The organism is Sinorhizobium sp. 22678 (assembly GCF_052044265.1).
Lineage (GTDB): Bacteria > Pseudomonadota > Alphaproteobacteria > Rhizobiales > Rhizobiaceae > Sinorhizobium > Sinorhizobium meliloti_A.
On the sequence record NZ_JBQEMS010000026.1, the window covers coordinates 18881 to 43052 of the forward strand.

Consider the following 24172-nt stretch of genomic DNA (forward strand, 5'->3'; position numbering starts at 1 on the left):
CCTATGCAACTCAAGGGCCGCGTCTTTATCGTCACGGGGGCCAGTTCCGGACTGGGCGCGGCTGTGACGCGCATGCTGGCTCATGAGGGCGCGAGGGTGCTGGGGCTCGACCTGAAGCCTCAAGCGGGAGAGGCGCTTGCCGCCGAACTCGGCGCGGCGGTGTGCTTCCGAAATGCCGACGTGACGAGTGAGGCCGACGCCACCGCCGCTCTGGCGTTCGCGAAACAGGAATTCGGGCACGTCCACGGATTGGTGAATTGTGCCGGCACTGCGCCCGGCGAGAAGATTCTCGGCAGGAGCGGCCCGCACGCACTGGGCAGTTTCGCCCGCACGGTCGCCGTCAATCTGATCGGGACATTCAACATGATACGGCTTGCCGCCGAGGTCATGTCGCAGGGAGTGCCGGACGCCGACGGAGAGCGGGGGGTGATCGTCAATACCGCCTCGATCGCCGCTTTCGACGGGCAAATCGGCCAGGCCGCCTACGCTGCGTCGAAAGGCGGCGTCGCCGCGCTGACGCTTCCGGCCGCGCGCGAGCTCGCGCGTTTTGGAATTCGCGTCGTCACCATTGCGCCTGGCATCTTCGATACGCCGATGATGGCCGGTATACCTCAGGATGTTCAGGACGCGCTCGCGGCAAGTGTGCCCTTTCCCCCGCGTCTTGGTCGGGCCGAGGAATATGCCGCCCTCGTGAAGCATATTTGCGAGAATACGATGCTTAATGGCGAGGTCATCCGCCTCGACGGGGCTTTGCGCATGGCGCCCCGGTAAGCATGGCCATGCAGGGAGGTTCGAATGAACAAGCAGGATCCTGTGCTCATCGTCGGGCAGGCCCGAACCCCGCTTGGCAGTTTCCAAGGTGAGTTGAGGGACCTTTGCGCCGCCGAGCTAGGGGCGGCCGCGATTGCCGATGCTCTGAAGCGCGCCGGGCTTGCCCCGGATGCGGTCGATGAGGTGATGTTCGGTTGTGTCCTGACCGCGGGACAGGGACAGGCGCCAGCCCGTCAGGCTGCGCTCGGTGCGGGTCTTCCTCCCGGCGTAGGCGCGACCACCGTCAACAAGATGTGCGGTTCGGGCATGAAGGCGGCGATGCTGGCACATGACCTGATCAAGGCGGACTCCGCCTCGATCGTGGTTGCGGGCGGCATGGAGAGCATGACCAATGCCCCCTATCTGCTCGACCGCGCGCGGCAGGGCTATCGCATCGGGCACCAGAAGGTGCTGGACCACATGTTCCTCGATGGCCTCGAGGATGCCTATGACAAGGGGCGCCTGATGGGCACCTTTGCCGAGGATTGCGCCGAAGCCTACCAATTCACCCGCAGCGCCCAGGATGAGTATGCCATTGCGTCCCTTGAGAAGGCGCAAAAGGCAAGTGCCGACGGCAGCTTTGCGGAGGAGATCGTCCCCTTGAGCATCGTCTCGGGCAAGGGGGAACGAACCGTCAGCCTGGACGAGCAGCCGCAAAAGGCGCGGCTCGACAAGATTCCCCTGTTGAAACCGGCTTTTCGCGACGGCGGCACGATCACGGCTGCCAACGCCTCTTCGATCTCGGACGGCGCGGCGGCGCTGGTGCTGATGCGCCGGTCGGCGGCGGATAAGCAGGGCATTGCCCCTCTGGCGATGATCTGCGGTCATGCCACCCATGCGGACGCCCCCAGTCTCTTTCCGACGGCGCCGATCGGAGCGATCAAGGCACTCTGCCGGCGTATCGGCTGGGAAATCGGCGATGTCGATCTCTTCGAAATCAACGAGGCCTTTGCCGTCGTGCCGATGGCGGCAATGCGCGAGCTCAGCCTTGATGCGGAAAAGGTGAACGTCCACGGCGGCGCCTGCGCGTTGGGCCATCCAATCGGCGCCTCGGGCGCCCGGGTGATCGTCACGCTCGTCAATGCGCTGCGCCGCCGCGGCCTCAGACGCGGCATAGCTTCCGTCTGTATCGGCGGCGGCGAGGCGACCGCGGTGGCGGTGGAGATATCAGGCTGAGGGAGGACAGGGCGCGCCCCGTAAAATCACCAATCTGCTGCATCTTGCACCCCGACTAAAACACAGGATTATCCTTCGACAACCGCGTCGGCCCGGCCACGTTTGGCCGGGTTCGCGTTGATCCGGGTTCGGCGTCCGCATGGCTTGCGATCGCCTCTGCCAATGGTAAACGTAGGTAATGACCTATGGAGTTGAGCCGTGAACATCACGAAAAACGGTCCGGTAATCATCACCGACGGCGGCAGGCCTTCCCATGCCCTGGCGAGCTATGACGAAAACGGGCGCTTGACCGGCAAGCAACGCAGCCTTGTCGACGCTTTGGCCAGGCCTGGCCTGTCGGCAATCGATTTCGTGCGCCACCGCGTCGAGATCAGGCGCCGCGATGTGGACTTGTCTTGAGGTACTTGCTGGGTAGCAAGGTCGTTTCCAAACTGCGCAAGACGGATTTGCCGGTTGACGATGCGGCTACGGCACGCCGCGCCCACCAGCACGCCCCCGACCGGCGCAGCAAGGACGAGGTGCTGATTGCAGCGGCTCGCCAACTTGGAGAAAGGGCGAATGACGACAATCACGATAGACGATGCGCTCGACCGCGCCGGAACCGGCGCCTACCAGCGCCGCCTCATCGCCATTTTCGGTCTGGTTTGGGCTGCCGACGCGATGCAGGTGCTGGCGGTCGGATTCACGGCCGCATCGATCGCCGCCACTTTCGGGCTGTCGGTTCCGCAGGCGCTGCAGACGGGCACGCTGTTCTTTCTCGGGATGTTGTTCGGCGCCGCGGGTTTCGGCAGGCTTGCGGACCGTATCGGCCGCCGGCGCGTCCTGATTGCCACCGTCGCCTGCGACGCAGTCTTCGGCCTGCTGTCGGTCTTTGCACAGGATTTTTCCGTCCTGCTTCTGCTGCGGTTCCTCACCGGCGCGGCGGTGGGGGGAACTCTGCCGGTCGACTATGCGATGATGGCGGAGTTTCTGCCTGCTCGCAATCGCGGCCGCTGGCTGGTGATGCTGGAGGGCTTCTGGGCCGTCGGCACGCTCATCGTTGCGCTCGCCGCATGGGGTGCGAGCCTCGCCGGGGTAGCGGACGCCTGGCGCTACATTTTCGCCGTGACTGCACTGCCGGCGCTGATCGGCCTGGGGTTGCGTTTCCTGGTGCCTGAATCGCCGCTCTATCTGCTTCGCCGCGGAAAGACCTCCGAGGCGAAGGCCATCGTCGATCGGATCCTCGTCGTCAACGGCAAGACGCAGCTTGGTGCCGACGCATCGCTGGTGCCGTCGCCGGTGGCGCAGAGCGCCGGCATTTTTTCCGTCGATCTTCGCAAGCGCAGCCTGATGATCCTGGCCATCTGGTTTCTGGTCTCGATATCATATTACGGCGTCTTTACCTGGATGCCTCCGCGGCTCGCGGGCGAAGGCTTCGGATTCGTTCGGGGCTACGGTTTCCTCGTCGTCCTGGCGTTGGCGCAGATCCCCGGCTACGCGCTGGCCGCCTATGGGGTCGAGAAATGGGGCCGAAGGCCTACGCTGATAGGCTTCTGCCTCCTCTCGGCACTTGGCTGCCTGCTCTTCGTGATTGCCGGCAATGCAACGCTGATCGCCGCCTCGCTCCTGATCATGAGCTTTGCCTTGCTCGGCACCTGGGGCGCGCTTTATGCCTATACGCCGGAACTCTATCCGACGGCATCGCGGGCGACGGGAATGGGTGCTGCCGGCGCCATGGCCCGACTCGGCGGCTTGCTTGCTCCATCGCTGATGGGGCTGGTGGTGGCGCAGAGTTTCGGTCTCGCCATCGGCATCTTTGCCGGCCTTCTGCTCGTGGCTGCCGTTGCGGCCTTTCTGATCGACGCCGAGACGCGCCAGGTATCGCTGGCCTGAGCTCTCCGCAACGATGTGAGCTCACTGCGATTCCCGGCGGGTCGGCAGGCTCGTGTTCTACTCTGCCGCCTTACGCCGGCCGAGCGAGACGTCCGTCGTGTAGTTTTCGCGCATGAAGTCGATGAAATTCTGCTGGAACTGCCGCGTATGGGCATGCGCCAGCTCGTCGGCGAGGTCGACGTTCTTCACCCGGATCGCCTCGAGCATCAGATTGTGCTCGTCCGTCAGCAGATATCCTTCATGCGTTCGCTCCAGATACTCGAAATGGAGATGGAGCATCCGTTGCCCCTGGTTCAACAGCCGCTCGTAGAACGCGGCGAGATAAGGGTTCTTGCCGGCCGCGGCGATCGCAATGTGGAATTGCTTGTTTGCCTCCGACATCTGCAGATGATTGCCGGACTTCACCGCCGCTTCGAACTCCTTCTGCCGCCTGGCGATCGCCTTCAGGTCTGCCTCTGTCCGCAGTTCGGCGGCAAGGCGGGTGTTCATGCGTTGCGCGATATCAAGCGCTTCAACATATTTCGGGAAGGTTCCGACCTCGATCGGCGCGACGATGGTGCTGCGGTTCGAAAGCGTGACGACGAGGTCCTCGCCGGCAAGCCGGATCAACGCCTCGCGAACGGGTGAGCGCGACATGTCAAACCGCTCGGCGAGCGTGTTTTCGTCGAGAAGCTGGCCGGGGGGGATGGTAAGCGCCAGAATCTCGTTCCGCAGCGTCTCGTAGACGCTTTTCCAGCCGGTACCCTTCGCCCGTTTCGTCTCTGTTTCCTCAGACACTTACGTCCCTTTCCCGTTGTCCGGCTGCATAACGCCAGAACGCGCATCCCAAGACAATGTAATTTTTCCGCTTGACAATGTCGACACACAGACGACATTAATTTGAATGTCGACACGAAGACGACACCAAAGCTGCGAAGATCGGCTCCAAGCCGGCGAGAGGAACCGCGCGTCACGCGCACGTCAAACAGAGGAAACGACGATGCTTTCGAAGATGCTTTCGCCCGTGCTGCGGGTGCTGCCTGCGCTTGCCTTGATGACTGGACTTTCAACCGCTGCCGCCTCGGCCGAAACCGCCGAAGGCTACTGGCAAGGCGTACAGAAAGCCGGCGTCCTTCGTTGCGGCGCCGCCGTCGCGCCGCCCTACGTCATGCGCGATCCGGCTTCCGGGAATTATTCCGGTTTCTTCGCCGATCTTTGCCGCGAGTTCGCCGATGCGTTGAAAGTGAAGGCGGAATTCGTGGACACGAGCTGGGACAACATCGTCGCCGGACTCCAGGCGGGAAAATGGGACCTCTCCCTTGCCCTGAACAGGACGCCGGCCCGCGCGATGGCCGTGCAGTTCTCGATCCCCGCGATGGAATATCAGATATCGCTCGCCTACAATCAGGAAAACCCCAAGGTCCCAAGCGGCGCAACGTCCGTTGCCGACGTCGACAAGAAGGACGTGACGCTGGCCGTCATGTCCGGGACTGCGCAGGACAAGGCGATTACCGCCGCGATCAAGAACGCGACGATTCTCCGGCTTCCCGGCAACGACGAGACACGACTCGCCCTCGTATCACGGCGCGCAGATATCCTCGTCGATGCCTCCGACACCAATCAACTCTTCACCCAGTCCAATCCCGAGTGGGCGGTTGCGTTGAACCCTACGCCGGCATTGGCGAAGCAAGGCGTTGCATTCGGCTTGCCGCATCGGTTGTCGGCGGCCGACGTCGAAGTGCTGAACATCTTTCTCGAGGAAAAGGTCGCGACCGGTCACGTGGATGAGCTGATCCGCAAGGCTGTCGACGAAGTGCTCAAGAGCGCTCAATGACGAGGGCCGGGCCGGGCACGCCACCGTTTGCCCGGCCTCTCATCCCTTCTTTTGACCAGCGAGATCGGCGATGACCATGTCCTTCAGTGCCCCCCTTGTCAAAATCCAGTCTCTCCACAAGAGCTATGGACCGCATATCCAGGTGCTCAAGGGCTTAGACATCGAAATGAAGCTCGGCGAAAGGGTCGTAGTCATCGGCCCGAGCGGCGGCGGGAAGAGTACGCTGCTGCGCGTCATGATGGGCCTCGAGAAGATCGACAGCGGTGCGATCAGCTTCGGCGGCAAGCCATACATATCATCGCAGGGAGCCGACAAGAAAACCGTCATCGACACCGAGGTGCGGCGCTCGATCGGCATGGTGTTCCAGCATTACACGCTGTTCCCGCATCTGAACGTCACTCAGAACCTGATTCTCGCGCCGTGCAAGGTGCGCGGCGAGAACAAAGCCAGTGCCACTAAGCGTGCCCAGGCGCTGCTCGAGCGCTTTGGCCTTGGCGCAAAGACCAATGCCTATCCGGCGCAGCTCTCCGGTGGCCAGAAACAGCGCGTGGCGATCGCCCGCGCTCTGATGCTCGACCCCAAGTTGATGTTGTTCGATGAGGTGACCTCGGCGCTCGATCCCGAGCTCGTCGCCGAAGTCGAGCAGGTCATCCTGCAACTCGCCGCTCAAGATATGCCGATGATGATCGTCACCCATGACATGTGGTTTGCGAAGAACATCGCCTCGCGCGTCATCTTCTGTGCCGGCGGCATCGTGGTTGAAGACGGGCCGCCGGAGCAGGTACTTGGTTCTCCAAAGGAAGAGCGCACCCGCGAATTCATCGACCGCGTTTTCCATATCCGGCACTAGGAGCGGGCGATGGATTACACTTTCGACTTCCAGTCCATCTCCTTCGGGCCGCTATGGGAAGGGCTTATGGTCACGCTGCAATTGACAGCCGCTGCCAATCTCATCGGCGTCGTGCTCGGATTTCCGCTGGCACTCCTCATCATGAGCCGCTTTGCGCCGGTACGGCTGCCGGCGGTGCTTTTCGTCGAATTCTTCCGGTGTACGCCGGCGATCGTGCAGATCGTCTGGTTCTTCTATTGCGTGCCGATGCTGTTCAACGTCTTCCTAGGATCGATGACGATGGGCATCCTGGCACTCGGCCTCAATCTGATGGCCTTCAACGCCGAGGCATACCGCGCCTCGATCCAGGCGGTGCCGCGCGAACAGCTCGATGCGGGCATCGCGCTCGGGCTCAATCCGCTCCAGCGCACCCTCCATATCGTCCTGCCGACCGCGGTTCGTGCTTCGATCCCGGTCCTGCTCACCAATGGTATCGGCATCTTCCAACAGAGCGCCCTGGTCGCGATCGTCGCAGTACAGGACCTCATGTATCAGGCGAAGACGCTCGCGACGGAGACCTATAGGCCGATCGAGACCTTCACGATCGTCGCGCTCGTCTATTTCGCCGTCTCGTTCCCGGTCTCGCAGGTCGTCGGCTATCTCGAACGCCGCCGTCAGCTGATGACGAGTTGAGGAGAATACTGATGGCTCTCGACTTCTCTATCGTCCTCCGCTTCCAGGAAGCCCTTGCGCTCGGTCTCTGGATGACCATCAAGCTGACGCTGATCTGCGTCGTCCTCGGATGCAGCCTCGGCTTCTTCGTCGGTCTCGCCCGCGCATCGCGGAGCGGCATTCTGCGGGCCGTTTCCGGCATCTATGTCGAGTTCTTCCGCGGCACGCCGGTGCTGATCCAGCTCTTCTGGATATTCTTCTGCCTGCCATTGATCCTTGGCGTCGAGCTCTCCAATCTCGCCTCGGGAGTGATCGCACTCACCCTCTACATGGGCGCGGTCACCAGCGAGACGTTCCGTGCATCGCTGAAATCCATCGGCCGCGAGCAACTCGATGCCTGCGTCGCGCTCGGCCTGTCGCGCCGGGTTCAGGTGACGAGCGTCATCCTGCCTCAGGCGGTGCTGCGCGCCGTCCCGACGCTGCTGTCGAATTGCGTCAGCCTGTTCAAGGAAAGCGCACTCGTCTCGGCAGTCGGCATGGCCGACCTGATGTTCGTCGGACAGAACATTTCCAACAACACCGCGCGCCCGGTCGAGGTGCTGACGGTCGTCGCCCTCATCTACTTCGTCATTGCCTTCCCGCTGACGCGCGCAGTCACGCTCGTCGAGCGGCGCGTGCTCGCCAAGCTCGCTATCTGAACCGAATTCTTTCTAAAGGAGATATTCCATGAAACTGTCTGGCGTCATGCCCGCGCTCGTCACTCCGTTCGACGCGAACAACAGGGTCGACTTCAAGGCTTTTGAAAAGCTTCTGGCGCATCTGCGCGACGCGGGTGTCACAGGCTGGGTTCCGAACGGCTCGACCGGCGAGTATTTCAGCCAATCCACTGAAGAGCGCCGCGACGTGCTGCAATTCGTCAAGGATTTCGCCAGACCGGGGGAAATTCTGATCGCCGGCACCAACGCATCCGCCACCCGCGAGGTCATAGAACAGACGGCGATCGCCAAAGAGATTGGCTACGATACGGTGCTGCTCGCTCCTCCGTTCTACACCCGGCCTACGCAAGCCGAACTGATCGGGCACTATGAAACCGTGCTCGGTGCCGTCGACGTAAACCTGGTCCTCTATTCCTATCCGGCCAAGGATGGGTCGGATATCGGTTACGAACTGATGGACCACTTCGCCGACAATCCGCGCGTGATCGGCATCAAGGAAAGCTCCGGGGTGCTGCAGCGCGCAATCGACATCGCCAGTCGCTACGACGGCCGCATTCAACTGGTTTCCGGTTCGGATGACATCGCGCTCGACTTCATGTTCTGGGGAGCAGAGAGCTGGATCTGCGGACCGTCGAATTGCATGGCCAAGGACTGCTGTGACCTCGACCGGACGTTCAAATCCGGCGATCTGGACACGGCACGTCAGCAGATGAAGACGCTCTTCCGGGCGATGAACATTCTCGAAAGCGGCAAGTTCGTCCAGAAGATCAAATATGGTTGCGAGCTTCAGGGTTTGCCCGTGGGTGAGTGCCGCGCGCCGCTCGGTCCTCTGACCGAGGATGAAAAGGCCGAGTTCCGCGCTGCGATGGAGCCGATCCTGAACTGCTAGAGCGGGATGACGAGAAGCGTGCGGTTTTCTGCCCGCATCCCGCGTTTCAAAAATCATCGTGACCTGAGAGCCGAGGGAGAAATGGACGTTGCTCTTCGGTTCTCACGCTCAGGGTTAGAGGATAGATCGTGTCTCCCATCGCAGCCGTCGGCGCCGGCATCATCGGTGTCACCATCGCCTTCGAGCTTCAGCGCCGCGGACTGAACGTGGTGCTGGTCGATCGCGATGGGCCGGGCAAAGGTGCCTCCTATGGCAATATGGCCTCGATCGCGATCACGGAGTTCATGCCCGCCTCGCGGCCTTCGGTCTGGGCGAAGATGCCGAAATGGCTTGTCGATCCGGAAGGACCGGTGCGCATCCGCCCCTCCTATCTGCCGAAGCTCGCGCCCTGGTTTCTTCGGTTTGTCGAAGCGAGCCGTCCGTCGCGTGTGAGGGAGCTGGAGGCGGCAGGGGCCGTGCTGTGCAGCCGCGTCTACGAAGATCTTCTGCCTCTCCTCAGAAGGGCTGATCTTGCGGACATGTTGACGGAGGAGGGCTGCCTCAGCCTCTATGCGGACGAAGCCGAGTTTCGGGCGGACCGGGAGCATATGGAGGTTATCGAGCGCTTCGGCTTTCGTCACGAAATCCTGGACGCGTCCGGGATTCGCGACCTTGAACCCGCATTGACGTCGAAGATCGAGAAGGCGGTTCTTTTTCCCGACAATCGTTCCGTCGTCGACCCGTACAAGCTCGTGGTGAAACTGAGTGAGAAATTCCTGTCGCTGGGCGGCAGGATCGAGCAAGCGGAGGTCCTCGGCTTCAAGCATGCGGACGGTGTCAAAGGGCTGCGCCTCGACGAGGGTCGTTCGCTTGATGCATCCGCGATCGTGCTTTGCGCCGGCGCCTATACAGGCAGGCTGTCGCGACTTCTCGGCGAGCCGATTCCACTCGAAACCGAACGCGGATACCACACCCAGATCATGGCTTCAGGCATTTCGATGCGCCACTCGGTGATCTGGCCGGCGCGTGCATTCATGGTCACTCCGACGGCCGGCGGCATCCGCGTCGGCGGCACGGTGGAGATGGCCGGCCTCGACGCCGCTCCGGACTATCGGCGGGCAAAGGTGCTCGTCAGGCGGGCGCAGGATGCCCTGCCGGATTTGCGACCTGAGAAGGCCACGGAGTGGATGGGCCATCGGCCGGCGCTCCCCGACACGGTGCCCATCATCGGCCCTTCGGCGAAGGATCCCGGCATCTTCTACGCCACGGGTCACGGGCATCTGGGGCTCACCTATGCGGCGACGACCGCGCGGCTCATCGCCGACCTCGTCACGGGCGCCCAACTCCCGATCGACATCAAACCATACCGCGTGAACCGGTTCTGATTTCGGAACGGGCGGCGACCAGAACGAATGGAGCGACGAATGCGCAGCGGACTCTTTATCGACGGAAAATGGGTGGCACCGGTCAAAGGCGGAACTGTCGACATCGTCAATCCGGCCACGGAAGAGGTCATTCACAAGGCTGCCGCAGCGAGCGCCGAGGATGTGGACATTGCCGTCACGGCGGCACGCCGTGCTTTCGACAAGGACGGCTGGCCGAAGCTTTCCGGCCGAGAGCGCGCGCGCTACCTCCGGGCGATCGCCGTCGGCATCAGGGCACGGCAGGGGGAGATCGCGAGGCTGGAGGTTATCGACAACGGCAAGCCGCTTCCTGAAGCGGACTGGGACGTCGCCGATGCCGCGGGCTGCTTCGATTTCTACGCCGGACTTGCCGAACAGCTCGACAATGATCCGGAGGAGCCGATCGCGCTCGCCGATGCCCGGTTCACCTCGAAGGCCGTCAGGGAGCCGATCGGTGTTGCCGGCGCCATCATCCCCTGGAACTACCCGCTTCTGATGGCCGCCTGGAAGGTTGCGCCGGCGCTCGCCGCCGGCTGCACGGTCGTGCTGAAACCGGCGGAGGTTACGTCTCTTACCGCACTCGAACTCGCGGCGGTGGCCGATGAGGCGGGCTTACCGCCGGGAGTCCTCAACATCGTGACAGGGGCAGGCCCCGTTGCCGGGCAGGCGCTCATCGACCACAAGGCGGTCGACAAGCTGGCCTTCACCGGCTCCGGTCCGGTCGGTTCGAAAATCATGGCTGCTGCGGCTCGCGACATTAAACGGGTGAGCCTCGAACTTGGCGGCAAGTCGCCTTTCGTCGTTTTCGACGATGCCGATATCGACGACGCGGTCGAATGGATCATGTTCGGGATCTTCTGGAACCAGGGTCAGGTCTGCTCGGCCACGTCGCGCGTCCTCGTGCAGGAGCGGATCTATGATCGCCTGCTGTCGCGTCTGATCGAGGAGACGAAAAAGATCATTATCGGCAACGGTCTCGAGGAAGGCGTACTGCTCGGGCCGCTCGTCTCCAGGCGCCAGTACGAGCAGGTGCTCAGGGCGATCGAGGCGGCGAAAGCGGCCGGCGCGACCGTCGCATGCGGCGGCAAGCGCCCTGAAGGTTTCGACAGGGGTTACTACCTCGAGCCGACGATCCTGACCGACGTGCCCTTGGAAAGCGACGCGTGGCGCGAGGAGATTTTCGGGCCGGTGCTCTGCATCCGCCCGTTCTCGACGGAAGACGAAGCGGTTGCGCTTGCAAACGATTCCCGCTTCGGCCTCGCTGCGGCTGTCATGTCGAAGGACGATGTCCGCGCCGAACGGGTCGCCGCAGCCTTCCGCGCCGGCATCGTCTGGATCAACTGTTCGCAGCCGACCTTCACCGAGGCGCCCTGGGGCGGTTACAAGGAGTCGGGCATCGGCCGCGAGCTCGGCCGCTGGGGTCTCGAAAACTATCTCGAGACGAAGCAGATCACCCGCTTTGCCGCTGGCGAGAAATGGGGTTGGTACATCAGATGACCGGCAGTATTTCGATGGATTGGGACAACTCGCTCGATCTGCTTCTGGTTCATTGCCAGGGCGAGATCGGCAAGGTGATCGTGGGCGGTGCGCCGGAAATCCCGGGCGCGACCATGCTCGACAAAATGAACCACATCAACATGGTGGACGACAGCCTCCGCCGCTTCGTGACCTTCGAGCCGCGCGCCGGCGTTGCCATGTCGGTCAATCTGCTCGTCGCGCCGACGCGGCCCGAAGCCGATGCGGGCTTCATCGTGCTGCAGGCCGACCGCGCTCACCCCATGTCCGGCAGCAATTGCATCTGCGTCGTGACCGCACTGCTTGAAAGCGGACGGGTTGCGATGCGTGAACCCGAAACGATCGTCCGGCTCGACACGCCTGCGGGATTGATCGTCGCACGGGCCGATTGCTTCCAAGGGCGCTGCCTCTCGGTCAGCCTCGACAATGTGCCAAGTTTCGCGGAAGCGTTGGACCGGGACATAGAGACGCCGCGCTGGGGCCGCATCAAAGTCGATGTGGCTTTCGGAGGCGTCTATTACGCGATCGTCGATGTCGATCAAATCGGCAGCGATATCGCGCCGGCCAATGCGCGCTATCTGGCCGAGGCGGGCATCGAGCTGAAGTCGTTGCTTGCCGAGCAGGTGAAAGTAAAACATCCGGATCTCCCCGGGATCGATGAGATCGCCTATGTGATGTTCCGCGGCCATGAGCCTGACGGGGTGGTTCGCACATGTACGACGCTTAAACCGGGCCGCGTCGACCGGTCGCCGTGCGGCACGGGAAGCTCGGCAAACCTTGCGACGCTCTATGCGCGCGGTGAAGTCCTCGTGGGAGACCGGCGGACGTCCCGCTCGATCATCGGCGGCGAATTTGTTGCCGAAGCGATCGGCATCACGGAAGTTGGCGGGCATCCCGCGGTGCTGCCCCGGATTACGGGGCGCGGCTGGGTCTACGGTCGCGAACAGCTCCGAATTTCCGACGAGGACCCCTTCAAGAATGGTTTTGCACTCTCTGACAGTTGGGGGCCACAGGTTCACTTGCTACAAAACATGCAGCAGCTCAAAGTGCTACAGTTCCCTTTGCGCGTCTCATAAGACGCGCGGCGCGGGAGAGTTCTTCCAGCCCAAGGACTTTGGTCTGGCTGGATTCCTGTGACAAGCACAGGAATGAGGCAATCAAACAAGCGGCGGCGGGTGGCCCCAATCTCAAAAGGCCTTGGAGCACTTTGCGACATCTCGTCCGCGCGTAACCGGTTCGAAATCTGCTGTACCGCCGTTCGATAATCCCATAAGATGTCTGCGACAACTAACAGTCGCAGTCATATGATGATTTTAGATGCGGGGTATGGGAATATTCATGCCGAGTACGAAAAAGGGAGGCGCGCGCCCGTCGCTGTCCTCGCAGGTGGCAGACGCCATAAAGGCGCAGATCGAGGCGGGATACTACGCGCCGGGCGACAAGTTGCCCACCGAGCCGGCCTTGATCGACAAGTTCGGCTTCAGTCGGACGGTGGTAAGGGAGGCGATCGCAGCGCTTAGGGCCGATGGGCTGGTGGAGTCGCGGCAGGGGTCGGGCGTCTTCGTGATAGGGCCGCGGCAGAGCGACCCGGGCCTCAGGCTTTTCACCGGCGAGACCGACAAGATTTCCGATATCATCGAGGAGCTCGAACTGCGCATCGGTATCGAAGTCGAGGCGGCAGGCCTGGCGGCGGCGCGCAGTTCCCCGGCGCAGGAGGCCGAAATCCAGACTCAGGTCGAGCGCTTTGCCCATCTCGTCGCCGAAGGAAAGCCTACGGATGAGGCCGATTTCCAGTTTCACATGGCTATAGCGACGGCCACCAACAACACCCGCTTCCGCACCTTTCTGGAGCATGTCGGGCGCCGCATGATCCCGCGCGTGAAGTTTCGCACGGTCATGGGCGGCGTTGATCCGTTGCCGAGCCGGGACGAGCCCATTCTCCTCGAGCACCGCGAGATCGCCGAGGCGATCCTTGCGCGGGATCCGGACCGGGCCCGGGAGGCCATGCGTCGCCATCTCGTCACCGGGATCAAGCGGTACCGCTCGCTGACGACCTGGCGCCCGAGCGAAAAATACGGCGAGGTTGATTGACTCATCTCAAAAGTCATCATATGAATTTCCCGTCTTAAGCTCGCAGCCGGAGGGAATTCATTGTCGCCTGAAGAAATCAAGTCGCGTGTCGGTTCGGGGCTCTTGTCCTTTCCGGTCACGCACTTCACGTCGGACTACAAGCTCAATCTGGAGAGCTACCGACGTCATGTGGAGTGGCTTTCCGGCTTTGAGGCCGCGGCCCTGTTCGCTGCCGGCGGCACCGGCGAGTTCTTTTCGCTCTCGCCGAACGAAGTGGGCCAGGTCACCCGCGCGGCCAAGGACGTATCGGGCGAGGTGCCGATCATTGCGGGTTGCGGCTACGGCACGTCGCTTGCCGTCGAGACGGCGAAGATTGTGGAGGAGGCGGGTGCCGACGGTATTCTCCTGCTGCCGCACTATCTGACGGAAGCGCCGCAGGAAGGCATCTATGCCCATGTGAAGGCCGTCTGCGATTCGACCGGCCTCGGCGTCATTCTCTACAACCGCGCCAATTCGGTCGCCAATGCCGACACGGTCGCGCGCCTTGCCGAGGCCTGCCCCAACCTGATCGGCTTCAAGGACGGCACCGGCAAGGTGGACCTCGTGCGTCATGTGACGGCCCGGCTCGGCGACCGGCTCTGCTATATCGGCGGCATGCCGACCCATGAGCTCTTCGCGGAAGGCTTCAACGGCGTCGGCGTCACGACCTATTCGTCGGCGGTGTTCAATTTCGTGCCGGAACTGGCGCAGCGCTTCTACCGGGCCATGCGTGCCGGCGACAAGGCGGTGATGGAAGGCATTCTTCATACGTTCTTCTTCCCCTTCGCGGCCCTGCGCGACCGCAAGGCCGGCTATCCGGTTTCGATCATCAAGGCGGGGGTGGAGCTTGCCGGTTTTGCGCCGGGCCCGGTTCGCCCGCCTCTGGTCGACCTGACCGGCGAGGAGCGGGAGATCTTGCAGGGGCTGATAGAGGCATCGCGCCGCTGAAGAGAAACATCGGGCCGGGCGCCAGGAGTATGGCGCCCGCCTCAAACGTCGTCGTTCCAACTGGGGAGGAGTGCAATGGGAAATAAATCTGTTCGCGTCATCGCAGGCGCAATGGTGGTGGCCGGCTGGGCCGGCTGGGCCGGCGCGCAGAGCGCCTCGGAAATCAAGATCGTTCTGCCGGAACAGCCGGCCAATCTTGAGCCCTGCGGTACCATCATCACCAATGTCGGTCAGATATTGAGCCGCAACGTCGTCGAGCCGCTGACCATCGTCGATCCGAAAAGCGGTCAGCCAATACCCGGCCTTGCGACCGAGTGGAAGCAGACCGATCCGAACACCTGGCAGCTCAAGCTGCGTGAAGGAGTCAAGTTCCAGGACGGAGCCGCTTTCAATGCCGAGGCGGTCAAATTCTCGATCGAGCGGATGACCGGCGGCAAGCTGACCTGCAGCAACATCGCCAAGTTCGGCGATGCCAAGCTGACCGTCACGCCGATCGATGACCTGACGGTCGAGATCAAATCGGACAAGCCGCAGCCGATTCTGCCGACGCTGCTCAGCGTGGTCATGATCGTCTCGCCGAACACGCCGGCGGACAAGGCCGTGAACGATCCGGTCGGAACCGGGCCGTTCAAGCTTTCGAGCTTCACCCCGCAGACGGTCGTGCTGGAAGCCTTCGACGGCTACTGGGGCGAGAAGCCGGCCATTGCCAAGGCCAGCTATGTCTGGCGCCCGGAATCCTCGATTCGCGCCGCCATGGTGGAGACCGGCGAGGCCGATCTGACGCCGTCCATTGCGATCCAGGACGCGACCAATCCAGAAACGGACTTCGCCTATCTGAACTCCGAAACCACCGCGATCCGCATCGATGCCGGCTTTGCTCCGCTCGACGACGTCCGAATCCGCAAGGCGCTGAACCTGGCGATCGACTGGGATGGTCTCGCGCAGCTTTTCGGCGAGGACGTACAGCGGGCTTCGCAGATGGTCGTCACCGGCATCAACGGCCACGACGACAAGCTGGCGCCCTGGGCCTTCGATGCCGAAAAGGCGCGCGCGCTGATTGCCGAGGCCAAGGCCGCGGGCGTACCGGTCGATACCGAAATCGAACTGATCGGCCGCAACGGCATCTACCCCAACGGTACGGAAGCCATGGAAGCCATGATGGCCATGTGGCAGGATGTCGGCCTGAACGTCAAGCTGACGATGCTCGACGTGAACGATTGGCTGCGCTACCTGCAGAAGCCTTTCCCGGAGAGCCGCGGGCCGAACCTGCTGCAGATGATGCACGACAACAACAAGGGTGATGCCGCCTTCACCGTTCCGATCTTCTACACCTCGGGCGGAAGCTATTCGACCTTCGAGGATGCGGGCCTCGACAAGGAGGTCGCCGATGCCATGGCTGCCACCGGCGAGGACCGTACGGCAAAGTTCAAGGCGATCTTTGCGAAGGTGCATGACGATCTCGCGGTCGACATCCCGATGTTCCACATGATCGGCTACACCCGGGTCGGCAGCCGCCTCGAGTGGAAGCCGGACATCACGACCAACAGCGAGATCCCGCTCGCCAATATCGCCCTCAAGGACTGAGTGCCACCATCCGGGCGAGCGCGCGGCACGTTCGCGCGCTCGCATGAACTGCAAGGGAATCCAGAGGCTCCGCATGATGCTCGGTTATATCGGCCGGCGGGCATATCACAGCGTAATTTCGGTGATCGGCCTGCTGACGCTCGTCTTCTTCCTCACGCGTTTGACCGGCGATCCGTCGGCCCTCTACCTGCCGCTCGATTCAAGTCTCGAGGCGCGCCAGGCCTTCGCCCGCCTGAACGGTCTGGACCAGCCGATTTACGTGCAGTTCATCCAGTATCTGCAAAACCTCATGTCCCTGGATTTCGGCCAGTCCCTGCGACAGAACCGGTCGGCGATCGAGGTCGCTCTCGAGGCCTTTCCGGCCACGTTGAAGCTGGCTTTGGTCGCGATGACGCTCGCAACCGTTCTGGCCATCGTCGTCGGCGCGCTGGCGGCTGCCCGTCCCGCGAGCCTGTTCGACCGCGTCGCCGGCCTCGTTTCGCTGGCGGGTGCGAGCACCCCCGATTTCTGGATCGCGATCGTCGGCATTCTCGTCTTCGCGGTCGGGCTCGGCATGTTGCCGACGTCGGGTACGGGCACCGCCCTGCACTGGATCATGCCGATCGTCGTGCTGATGCTGCGTCCTTTCGGGCTGCTGGTCCAGGTCGTGCGTGGCACGATGATCTCTGCGCTCGCCTCGCCCTTTATCAAGACCGCCCACGCCAAAGGCATGAAGCGTCGCAAGATCATCTTCGGTCACGCGCTCAGGAATTCGCTGCTGCCGGTGATCACCGTCGCCGGTGACCTGGCGACCGGGCTGATCAACGGCGCCGTCGTCGTCGAGACGATCTTCGGCTGGCCGGGCATCGGCAAGCTGATGATCGATTCGATCGTTCAGCGCGATTTTGCCGTGGTGCAATCGACGATCCTCGTCACGGCAATCGCCATCTTCATCGTCAACATCGCGATCGATCTTCTTTACGCAGTGCTCGATCCGCGCATCCGCTACTGAGGGGAGGCGACAATGACCGACCTGGCATTGCCATCCGTAAGATCGCCCGGCGCCCTGCGGCAGCTCGCAATCTATCTCACCCGGGACAAGCTGGCGCTCTGCGCAGCCGTCTTTCTCTTCGTGCTCATCGTCTGCGTGCTTGTCGGACCGCTCTTCGTTGGCGAACTTGCGGGCAAGCTCGGGCTCAGGCAACGCAACCTGCCGCCCTTCGCACTGGAGCACGGGTTCATCTACATTCTGGGAGCCGATACGCTCGGGCGGCCGATCCTGGCGCGGCTGATCGTCGGGGCGCAGAACACGCTCGGCATCGCAGCCGCTGCCGTCTTCTGCTCCATGGCTTTAGGCGGCATTCTCGGCCTTGCTGCCGGCTATTCGGAGCGCTGGTACAGCCACGTCATCCTGCGCCTGGCCGATGTGGTGATGAGCTTTCCCTCGCTGCTGCTGGCGCTCATCGTGCTCTATACGCTCGGTCCCAGCATGACGAACCTGGTGATCGTGCTGGCGATTACCCGCATGCCCATCTTCATCCGCACCGCACGGGCCGAAGTGCTCGAACTGCGAGAACGCATGTTCGTCAGTGCCGCGCGCTCCATGGGCGCGAGCACCGGACGCATCCTGTTCCGTCATATCGCACCGCTCGTGCTCCCGACGCTGGTAACGATAGCCGCGATCGATTTCGCTACCGTAATCCTGGCCGAATCCTCCTTGAGTTTCCTCGGGCTTGGCATTCAGCCTCCGGATTTCACCTGGGGCGCCATGGTGGCCAACGGCCGCGGTTATCTGAAGACGGCGTGGTGGATCGCTTTCTGGCCGGGCCTCGCGATCCTGCTGACGACGCTTTCCCTGAACATTCTCGCCAGCTGGGCCCGGACCGTCGCCGATCCGCTGCAGCGCTGGCGTCTGCAATCGCTGCGAAAGGCTCCGCGATGAACGCGCCGGACAAACCCATATTGCGTATCGACAAACTCACGGTCGACTTCCTGTCCGAAGGCGACCCCGTGCGTGCCGTCGACGACGTCTCGTTCGACGTCTGCCCGGGGGAAACCCTCGTCATCCTGGGCGAGAGCGGATCGGGAAAGAGCGTCAGCACCGGAACGGTGATGGGGTTGATCGATTGCCCGCCGGGCGACATCGTCTCGGGCTCGCTAGTGTTCGACGGGACGGATCTTTCCCGCCTCGATGATGAAGGCCGGCGCGAACTGAACGGCCGCCGCATCGCCATGATCTTCCAGGATCCGCTGGCCTATCTCAACCCGGTCTATACTGTCGGCAGGCAGATCGCCGAGGTTTTCGAGAGCCATGGCGGAGGCGAGGGGGGTGCGGTGCGCGACAAGGTCGTTCGGCTGCTCGAACGGGTCGGAATTCCTGAAGCCGACGAGCGGATCGACTATTACCCGCACCAGTTCTCGGGCGGACAGAGGCAGCGCGTGATGATCGCCATGGCGATTGCGCTGAAGCCGGACATCCTGATCGCCGACGAGCCGACCACGGCACTCGACGTCAGCGTCCAGGCACAAATCCTCGAACTCCTGCTGGACCTGCAGCGCGAGACCGGCATGGCGCTGATCATGATCACCCACGATCTCGAGGTCGCCGCGGCTATGGCGGATCGGATCATCGTGATGAATGGCGGCAGGGTGGTGGAGAGCGGCAAGGCCCAGGACGTGTTCACCAATCCGAGCCACGCCTATACCCGCCGGCTGATGTCGGCCGTGCCCCATGCCGACGCGCCGAAAGCGCCTCGGAATGCCGCACAGGGCGAGGTCCTGCTGCAAGTCGTCCATTTAAGCAAGCATTACAAGCTGGGGTCCGGTCCGTTCTCGCCCAAGCGGGAGTTCAAGGCCGTGGACGACGTCAGTTTCACGCTTCGTCGCGGGGAAACGGTCGGTATCGTTGGCGAGTCCGGTTCGGGTAAATCGAGCATTGCACGCATGCTGCTGAGACTGAACGAGCCCACGTCGGGCGCGGCACTCTTTGCCGGCGAGGACATTTTCAAGCTCAAGGGCAGGGCGCTTGACGGTTTCCGCCGAAGGGTGCAGATGGTGTTCCAGGATCCGTTCGGGTCGATGAATCCGCGCATGAACGTCCGCTCGATCATTTCCGAACCCTGGGCGATCCACGGGGACATTCTGCCGCGTGAACGCTGGAACGACCGTGTCGTGGAGCTGCTGGAGCTTGTCGGCCTGAAGGCGGAGCATGCCGAACGGCATCCGCATCAGTTTTCCGGCGGGCAGCGGCAACGCATCGCCATTGCCCGGGCACTCGCCAGTGAACCCGAGCTGATCGTCTGCGACGAGGCGGTCTCGGCGCTCGACGTGTCGATTCAGATGCAGGTCATCGAGCTTCTGGCCGATCTCCGCCAGCGCCTCGGCCTCTCCTACGTCTTCATTACCCACGATCTGCCCATCGTGCGCCAATTCGCCGACCGGATCCTGGTGATGCAGCGCGGCAGGATCGTCGAGGAAGGCGAGACGGAAGCCCTTTTCGTCTCACCTCGGCATGAATACACGAAAGCTCTGCTCCGGGCCGTTCCGCAGCCGAAGTGGTTGCAGCGCGATCCGGCCGTGGTTGCCGAGTAGAAAGCTGAGCGGCGGGTATTCTTGTCAGTTTAGACTGCGTCGCGCTTTAGTCGCTCAAACACTTTTGGCAGAACTCCAACTGCCAAGCAGTTCCACGCCCGCTAGGGCGCCAGGCGCTGCCGGTCGACCTTTGTCAGTTTTGATCGCCAGCGCGGCCGGCATCCTATCGCAGCCGTTGGCGGTTATGCGGATGCTGGGACTGAGCGACTGCCGTATTATTATGTCTGAAACCCCAACTGCCGAAAAAACCCCTCAGCACATGTCTTAGTTTATTTGTAGCTAAATTAGACTTTGGTAGTGTGCTCGCGTCATGGGATGGAGGATTTCTATGGAGCGCATTCAGCCGCAAGCCGCAATAGCAGTGGCTGCAACCAAAATGTGGTCAGTGCCGGAGTTTTGCCGACGGCAAAACTTGTGCGAGGAAGAAAAACGGCGCTTGACCCGCCTCTTCGGCCGGTTTGCCACGGCTCGCGAGTTGCTTCACAACGCAAAGCGCGCTCCTAAGTGGAGGTATTGAGGTTCAGGGCGAGGGTATACTGGGCGCACACCGAACGAGAAAGACCCGGCAGGTAGGCGAAGCCCTTCTGCCGATGCCTCTCGATGGCAGGATTAGGCATCAGCTTCGTGGCAAACGACTTCGATGTTGTGCCCGTCCGGACCAATGACGAAAGCTGCATAGTAGTTCGCGTGGTAGTTCGGGCGCAAACCAGGGGCACCATTGTCTTTGCCACCCGCCTGGAGAGCCGCGCGATAGAAAGCTTCGACTTGCTGGCGATTCTCGGCTGTGAACGCCAGGTGGAGATGCGCCGGCTTCTCCTCGGTTTGGTACAGGCACAATGAAGCTTGCCCTTTGGGCTAAGCTCGACACCGTAGGTCGGCAGACCCTCCGAGACGACGGTCACGCCGAGTGGTTCGAGTGCCTTGAGGAAGAACGCTTTGCTCGCTGCGTAGTCGCTGACGCCGAATTTGACATGGTCAAACATGACTTCTCCTGAAGTGTGTGGGCCTGCCCGACGAAGATGCGCCCGAGCGTACCTCTGCTGCGCGCCTTGCAATGTTTGCTTGCACTGCAAAGGTCTTCGCGGCGGCTTGCGTCTCACATTTGATGGCATGTCTCAGCCGTTGATGGCAAGGAACAGAGGGTGGGGAGTGCCGCGGCAACCCTTAGAATTCCCAAGACAAGCGGCTGTTCGGGGGAAGGCCCGTGCATTGAAAACGATCTTGTAACGGGTGCTTGCCTGTTGCCGGCCGAGAGCTTGGGTCGAACCGCGACAACCTTCCGGCAGGTCGTGCGTTAGTAGACGAAGTAAATTGGAGCGCGGAGAGCACGATGCCCTCAAGATTTCGTTTCGGCCTACTGGCGAAAGCAGGCTACACGGCCCGTGGTGTCGTGTTCCTTCTCGTTGCCGGACTCGCTCTTTTCTCCGGAGTGACAGGCGGTCGGCCCGAAATGAAGTCAGCGCTCTTGACGCTGCTCGGACAGCCCTTCGGCCGGATCTGGGTCGCATTGATCGGGCTCGGCCTGCTCGGGTTCGTCGCCTGGAGACTGGCCCAGTCCCTTGCGGATAGTGACGGCCACGGATCCGATCGCAAGGGTCTCACTGTGCGCAGTGCATTGTTCGGCAGCGCCGTAGTATACCTTGGGCTGGCCGGCTACTCCCTCGGACATGCACTATTTCTTGCGGGTGGAAACCACGAATCTGGCGAGAAAGGGCTGGCGGAATGGATCATGTCGAAGCCGTTCGGCTCGTACCTGGCGATCGCGGTCGGGACCGGCTTCATCGCCGGGGGGGTCGTCACCGTGTACAAAGGCCTCACACGAAAGTTCGAGCGATATCTCCGCATTCCCGATCGGAACCGTGTCCTTACCTCAATCTGCATTTACGGCCTCGTCGCGCGTGGCGCTGTCTTCGTGATTATCGGCATCCTGTTCGCCTATGCCGGATTCCGGGTTGACCCGGAACAGGCCGGCAGCATGAGCGATGCCCTGGAGTGGCTTCGACAACTGCCGTTCGGCTCGATCCTGTACATCGCCGTGGCTGTCGGTATTGCTGCTTTCGGCATCTATAACCTCATTGAAGCGCGGTATCGGGTCGTCCGCGGCCCTGATCTGACAGCGGTGAAGCAGCCGATCTCGCTGCAGAAAACCTGACCCGACGCAGCCGGGTTGATAGAGCTGGTGAAAGCGTGTGGGGGGTGAAGGCAGAGCGGCAATTACGGTGTGCCATGCCGAGCCGCTGAGCCGAGTTTACGAAGCTTTCTCGGCAGTCTGCCGGCCATTGTCGCCTCCTTAGAGGACCATGAGGCACCGGAACTGCCTTCAAGGGACGACATGAGCAGTTCCGGAGCCTCAAACGCAATAGCAGGTGACGAGATCCGCCATGGCGTTCATCGGGATATGTGTCGGGTAAACTTTTCGGCAACTGCCGTAAGACTTTTGTCAGGGTCCATGGGACTAAGGTCCGATATATACTAATGCCCTTTCCCCTCGGCATATGAGGATGACATTGGTTTCTCGGAGGCATTACTGACTCAATGCACCTGTGAAGGTGTCTTGAAGTAGATATCTCGCGACAAACCTGCGCCATCCGAATGTTGGCTCCGAGGCGAACGCGATCACCGATTTCCTTGTCGGAACTGTTGTCGCCATCTTCTTCTTTTACCTACGTTCAGGGAACTTAAATCTTCTGTGATGGTTTCGATGAAGGAATCTACGACAAGGAGAAACAACATGGCTGATAGAGGACCAACAGTTGTGAATACCGGAGGCAACGGTGCTGGTTGGGCCGTCGCAGTGATCGTGGTTCTGCTGATCGTCGGAGCCTTGTTCCTGTTCGGCGGCGACCTGTTCAACGGCGGCGGAGGCGGCGGGAATACCGATGTCGACGTGAACGTGCCGAACGTCGAAGCGCCTCAGGCTCCGTCTGGTGGAGAAACATCGGCGCCTTCAGGCGGCACGGCGACGCCAGCGCCCTCGGGCGGCGGACAGCAATAGCTCCTGCAGAATGCCGACGGAGTTCCTGCACAGAAGTGGCGGCGTCGACGGAGGGTGCGGCGCTGCCACTCTTTTCGAGATCTCGCCTTTGAGTGTAACCGCGGAAGACGCTTCGGCCCTTGTTGGGTCTTCAACGAATGCGCAGACTCGGACGCAAACCCGATGAGACGACAGGCCTATCGAATGGGCCTAAGCGACGGTCGACCGGCTGAGGCGCCGGGTCACCGGCAACGCGTTGTCCGGGAAGCTCTCTAGCTCGCCCGCGGCACGTTGAATGATGTCCCGTATCCACGCGATCGCCGGTTCTTGAGCAGCCGCGATCCCCCAGAGGAGCGAGAGCTCCGATCGTCGCGCTGGTTCAAGGCGAAGCAGTTTTAGATCTGGATGGCTGCGCATCAGCGCGCGGGCGGAACGGTCCGGCAGCGACGAAACCAGGTCGGTGGCTTCCAGCAGATGGCCAAGTGCGGCATAGCTCGGTAACGAGACGGCAATATTGCGGTGCTGCCCGCGCCGCGCCAACTCCACGTCAAGGTAGTTCTGGGAAATTGGCCACGGAAGCGGATAAACGTGCCGATGGGCTAGAAAGAGCTCGGTCGAAATCCGATCGGCACAATCGTAGAGATCCGAACGTGGACCGGCGAGGACAACGAGTTCGTCCTCCCATAAGGTGATTCCGTCCACCAATGCTCCGACAGGCGTGGTTCCACCGATGGAAAGCACGAAGTCGACGCGACCGGTCGCGAGATCTGATTCATAGCTGCGCCGTTCAAACGGCTCCACTCTCAGTGTCCAGTTTGGAGCTTGCTCGTGCAATATGGCTATAACGGCCGGCACCAGCGTAAGCTCCAATGCCCCAGGTGAAACGATCTTAACATCTCTCACCGACTCGGCCGGATGGAACGCCGTGGTGCATTGGCTCCCTCGCGTCTTTTCGAGCTCGGCGTTCAAAACCGTACTCAGGAGCGAAAGCGAGCGTTCCAGGCTCTGCGCACGAATTGTAGGCAACATCGCCCCGCCACTGCGTACAAAGAGAGGATCCGAGAACATCGTTCTCAGCCGGGCGAGTGCGTGGCTGACTGCAGAGGGAGAGACAAAAAGACGATCGGCGCAGCGGGCAACGCTCCGCTCTTCCAACATGACCGCCAGCACCTTCAAGAGGTTAAGGTCGACCTTGCACCAGTCCATAAAGTGAATCTCATTCAGGTTACGCTGAGATTCTATCATTTGACTCAGTTTGTATCCTATGGCAACAACTGCTCGAAGCACATCCTTTCATTGGTGAGAGCATGCCA

The 24172-nt window shown here is 61.9% G+C and carries 23 protein-coding genes and 1 pseudogene; 21 read left to right on the plus strand and 3 right to left on the minus strand.

The annotated features are described in order from the left end of the window. Nucleotides 1–3 precede the first annotated feature (3 nt). The 4 genes from ACTJKL_RS26965 to ACTJKL_RS26980 all read left to right on the plus strand — a co-directional run bounded on the left by ACTJKL_RS26965 (nucleotide 4) and on the right by ACTJKL_RS26980 (nucleotide 3858). Nucleotides 4–771, plus strand: coding sequence for an SDR family NAD(P)-dependent oxidoreductase (locus ACTJKL_RS26965; RefSeq protein ID WP_440854252.1), 768 nt, complete (start codon nucleotides 4–6; stop codon nucleotides 769–771). A gap of 24 nt (nucleotides 772–795) precedes the next feature. Then, nucleotides 796–1986, plus strand: coding sequence for an acetyl-CoA C-acyltransferase (locus tag ACTJKL_RS26970; RefSeq protein ID WP_440854253.1), 1191 nt, complete (start codon nucleotides 796–798; stop codon nucleotides 1984–1986). Nucleotides 1987–2184: 198 nt separating this feature from the next. Further along, complete coding sequence (locus ACTJKL_RS26975) at nucleotides 2185–2385, plus strand: prevent-host-death protein (RefSeq protein ID WP_440854254.1); 201 nt, start codon at nucleotides 2185–2187, stop codon at nucleotides 2383–2385. A 159-nt stretch (nucleotides 2386–2544) separates the two neighbouring features. Then, nucleotides 2545–3858 carry an MFS transporter gene (locus ACTJKL_RS26980; RefSeq protein ID WP_440854255.1) on the plus strand — a complete coding sequence of 438 codons (1314 nt, stop codon included), beginning with the start codon at nucleotides 2545–2547 and terminating at the stop codon, nucleotides 3856–3858. Nucleotides 3859–3915: 57 nt separating this feature from the next. On the opposite strand, the gene ACTJKL_RS26985 is transcribed toward ACTJKL_RS26980, so the two are convergent. Then, entirely contained in the window at nucleotides 3916–4635 is a 720-nt protein-coding gene (locus tag ACTJKL_RS26985) for a GntR family transcriptional regulator (RefSeq protein WP_100673296.1), read from the minus strand. 202 nt (nucleotides 4636–4837) lie between these two features. On the opposite strand from ACTJKL_RS26985, the gene ACTJKL_RS26990 reads away from it, so the two are divergent. From ACTJKL_RS26990 to ACTJKL_RS27060, 15 genes are all read left to right on the plus strand, one after another. Next, a complete protein-coding gene (locus ACTJKL_RS26990) occupies nucleotides 4838–5671 on the plus strand; it encodes a substrate-binding periplasmic protein (RefSeq protein ID WP_440854256.1) in 834 nt (277 codons plus the stop codon). A 70-nt stretch (nucleotides 5672–5741) separates the two neighbouring features. Beyond that, the gene (locus ACTJKL_RS26995; protein WP_440854257.1) at nucleotides 5742–6521 is read left to right on the plus strand and encodes an amino acid ABC transporter ATP-binding protein; all 780 of its coding nucleotides are present in this window, start codon (nucleotides 5742–5744) and stop codon (nucleotides 6519–6521) included. Nucleotides 6522–6530: 9 nt separating this feature from the next. Continuing rightward, nucleotides 6531–7193, plus strand: coding sequence for an amino acid ABC transporter permease (locus tag ACTJKL_RS27000; protein ID WP_440854258.1), 663 nt, complete (start codon nucleotides 6531–6533; stop codon nucleotides 7191–7193). An 11-nt stretch (nucleotides 7194–7204) separates the two neighbouring features. Next, nucleotides 7205–7870, plus strand: coding sequence for an amino acid ABC transporter permease (locus ACTJKL_RS27005; protein WP_440854259.1), 666 nt, complete (start codon nucleotides 7205–7207; stop codon nucleotides 7868–7870). A gap of 28 nt (nucleotides 7871–7898) precedes the next feature. Next, the gene (locus ACTJKL_RS27010) at nucleotides 7899–8777 is read left to right on the plus strand and encodes a dihydrodipicolinate synthase family protein (RefSeq protein ID WP_440854260.1); all 879 of its coding nucleotides are present in this window, start codon (nucleotides 7899–7901) and stop codon (nucleotides 8775–8777) included. A 128-nt stretch (nucleotides 8778–8905) separates the two neighbouring features. Further along, the gene (locus ACTJKL_RS27015; RefSeq protein WP_440854261.1) at nucleotides 8906–10141 is read left to right on the plus strand and encodes an NAD(P)/FAD-dependent oxidoreductase; all 1236 of its coding nucleotides are present in this window, start codon (nucleotides 8906–8908) and stop codon (nucleotides 10139–10141) included. 39 nt (nucleotides 10142–10180) lie between these two features. Further along, nucleotides 10181–11656, plus strand: a complete 1476-nt coding sequence (locus ACTJKL_RS27020) for an aldehyde dehydrogenase family protein (RefSeq protein WP_440854262.1) — start codon at nucleotides 10181–10183, stop codon at nucleotides 11654–11656. Between the two features lie 14 nt (nucleotides 11657–11670). Beyond that, nucleotides 11671–12750: a proline racemase family protein gene (locus ACTJKL_RS27025; protein ID WP_440854291.1), complete on the plus strand. Its 1080-nt coding sequence runs from the start codon at nucleotides 11671–11673 to the stop codon at nucleotides 12748–12750. Between the two features lie 250 nt (nucleotides 12751–13000). Further along, on the plus strand, nucleotides 13001–13765 hold the full coding sequence (locus tag ACTJKL_RS27030; RefSeq protein ID WP_440854263.1) for a FadR/GntR family transcriptional regulator: 765 nt from the start codon (nucleotides 13001–13003) through the stop codon (nucleotides 13763–13765). A 60-nt stretch (nucleotides 13766–13825) separates the two neighbouring features. Continuing rightward, the gene (gene kdgD / locus ACTJKL_RS27035) at nucleotides 13826–14731 is read left to right on the plus strand and encodes a 5-dehydro-4-deoxyglucarate dehydratase (protein WP_102763196.1); all 906 of its coding nucleotides are present in this window, start codon (nucleotides 13826–13828) and stop codon (nucleotides 14729–14731) included. Between the two features lie 75 nt (nucleotides 14732–14806). Further along, a complete protein-coding gene (locus ACTJKL_RS27040; RefSeq protein ID WP_018096304.1) occupies nucleotides 14807–16315 on the plus strand; it encodes an ABC transporter substrate-binding protein in 1509 nt (502 codons plus the stop codon). A gap of 76 nt (nucleotides 16316–16391) precedes the next feature. Beyond that, nucleotides 16392–17306, plus strand: a complete 915-nt coding sequence (locus ACTJKL_RS27045) for an ABC transporter permease (protein ID WP_440854292.1) — start codon at nucleotides 16392–16394, stop codon at nucleotides 17304–17306. 12 nt (nucleotides 17307–17318) lie between these two features. Beyond that, on the plus strand, nucleotides 17319–18236 hold the full coding sequence (locus ACTJKL_RS27050) for an ABC transporter permease (protein WP_100673310.1): 918 nt from the start codon (nucleotides 17319–17321) through the stop codon (nucleotides 18234–18236). Next, complete coding sequence (locus ACTJKL_RS27055; RefSeq protein WP_440854264.1) at nucleotides 18233–19885, plus strand: ABC transporter ATP-binding protein; 1653 nt, start codon at nucleotides 18233–18235, stop codon at nucleotides 19883–19885. Before ACTJKL_RS27050 ends, ACTJKL_RS27055 begins: the two co-directional genes overlap by 4 nt. Nucleotides 19886–20213: 328 nt before the next feature. Then, nucleotides 20214–20402: a hypothetical protein gene (locus ACTJKL_RS27060; RefSeq protein ID WP_440854265.1), complete on the plus strand. Its 189-nt coding sequence runs from the start codon at nucleotides 20214–20216 to the stop codon at nucleotides 20400–20402. Between the two features lie 92 nt (nucleotides 20403–20494). On the opposite strand, the pseudogene ACTJKL_RS27065 reads toward ACTJKL_RS27060, so the two are convergent. Next, a pseudogene (locus ACTJKL_RS27065) lies at nucleotides 20495–20868 on the minus strand (VOC family protein). 347 nt (nucleotides 20869–21215) lie between these two features. On the opposite strand from ACTJKL_RS27065, the gene ACTJKL_RS27070 reads away from it, so the two are divergent. Next, the gene (locus ACTJKL_RS27070) at nucleotides 21216–22037 is read left to right on the plus strand and encodes a DUF1206 domain-containing protein (RefSeq protein WP_440854293.1); all 822 of its coding nucleotides are present in this window, start codon (nucleotides 21216–21218) and stop codon (nucleotides 22035–22037) included. A gap of 579 nt (nucleotides 22038–22616) precedes the next feature. Then, nucleotides 22617–22880 carry a hypothetical protein gene (locus ACTJKL_RS27075; protein ID WP_100673320.1) on the plus strand — a complete coding sequence of 88 codons (264 nt, stop codon included), beginning with the start codon at nucleotides 22617–22619 and terminating at the stop codon, nucleotides 22878–22880. 189 nt (nucleotides 22881–23069) lie between these two features. On the opposite strand, the gene ACTJKL_RS27080 is transcribed toward ACTJKL_RS27075, so the two are convergent. Continuing rightward, complete coding sequence (locus ACTJKL_RS27080) at nucleotides 23070–24104, minus strand: LysR family transcriptional regulator (RefSeq protein ID WP_440854266.1); 1035 nt, start codon at nucleotides 24102–24104, stop codon at nucleotides 23070–23072. Nucleotides 24105–24172: the final 68 nt, after the last annotated feature.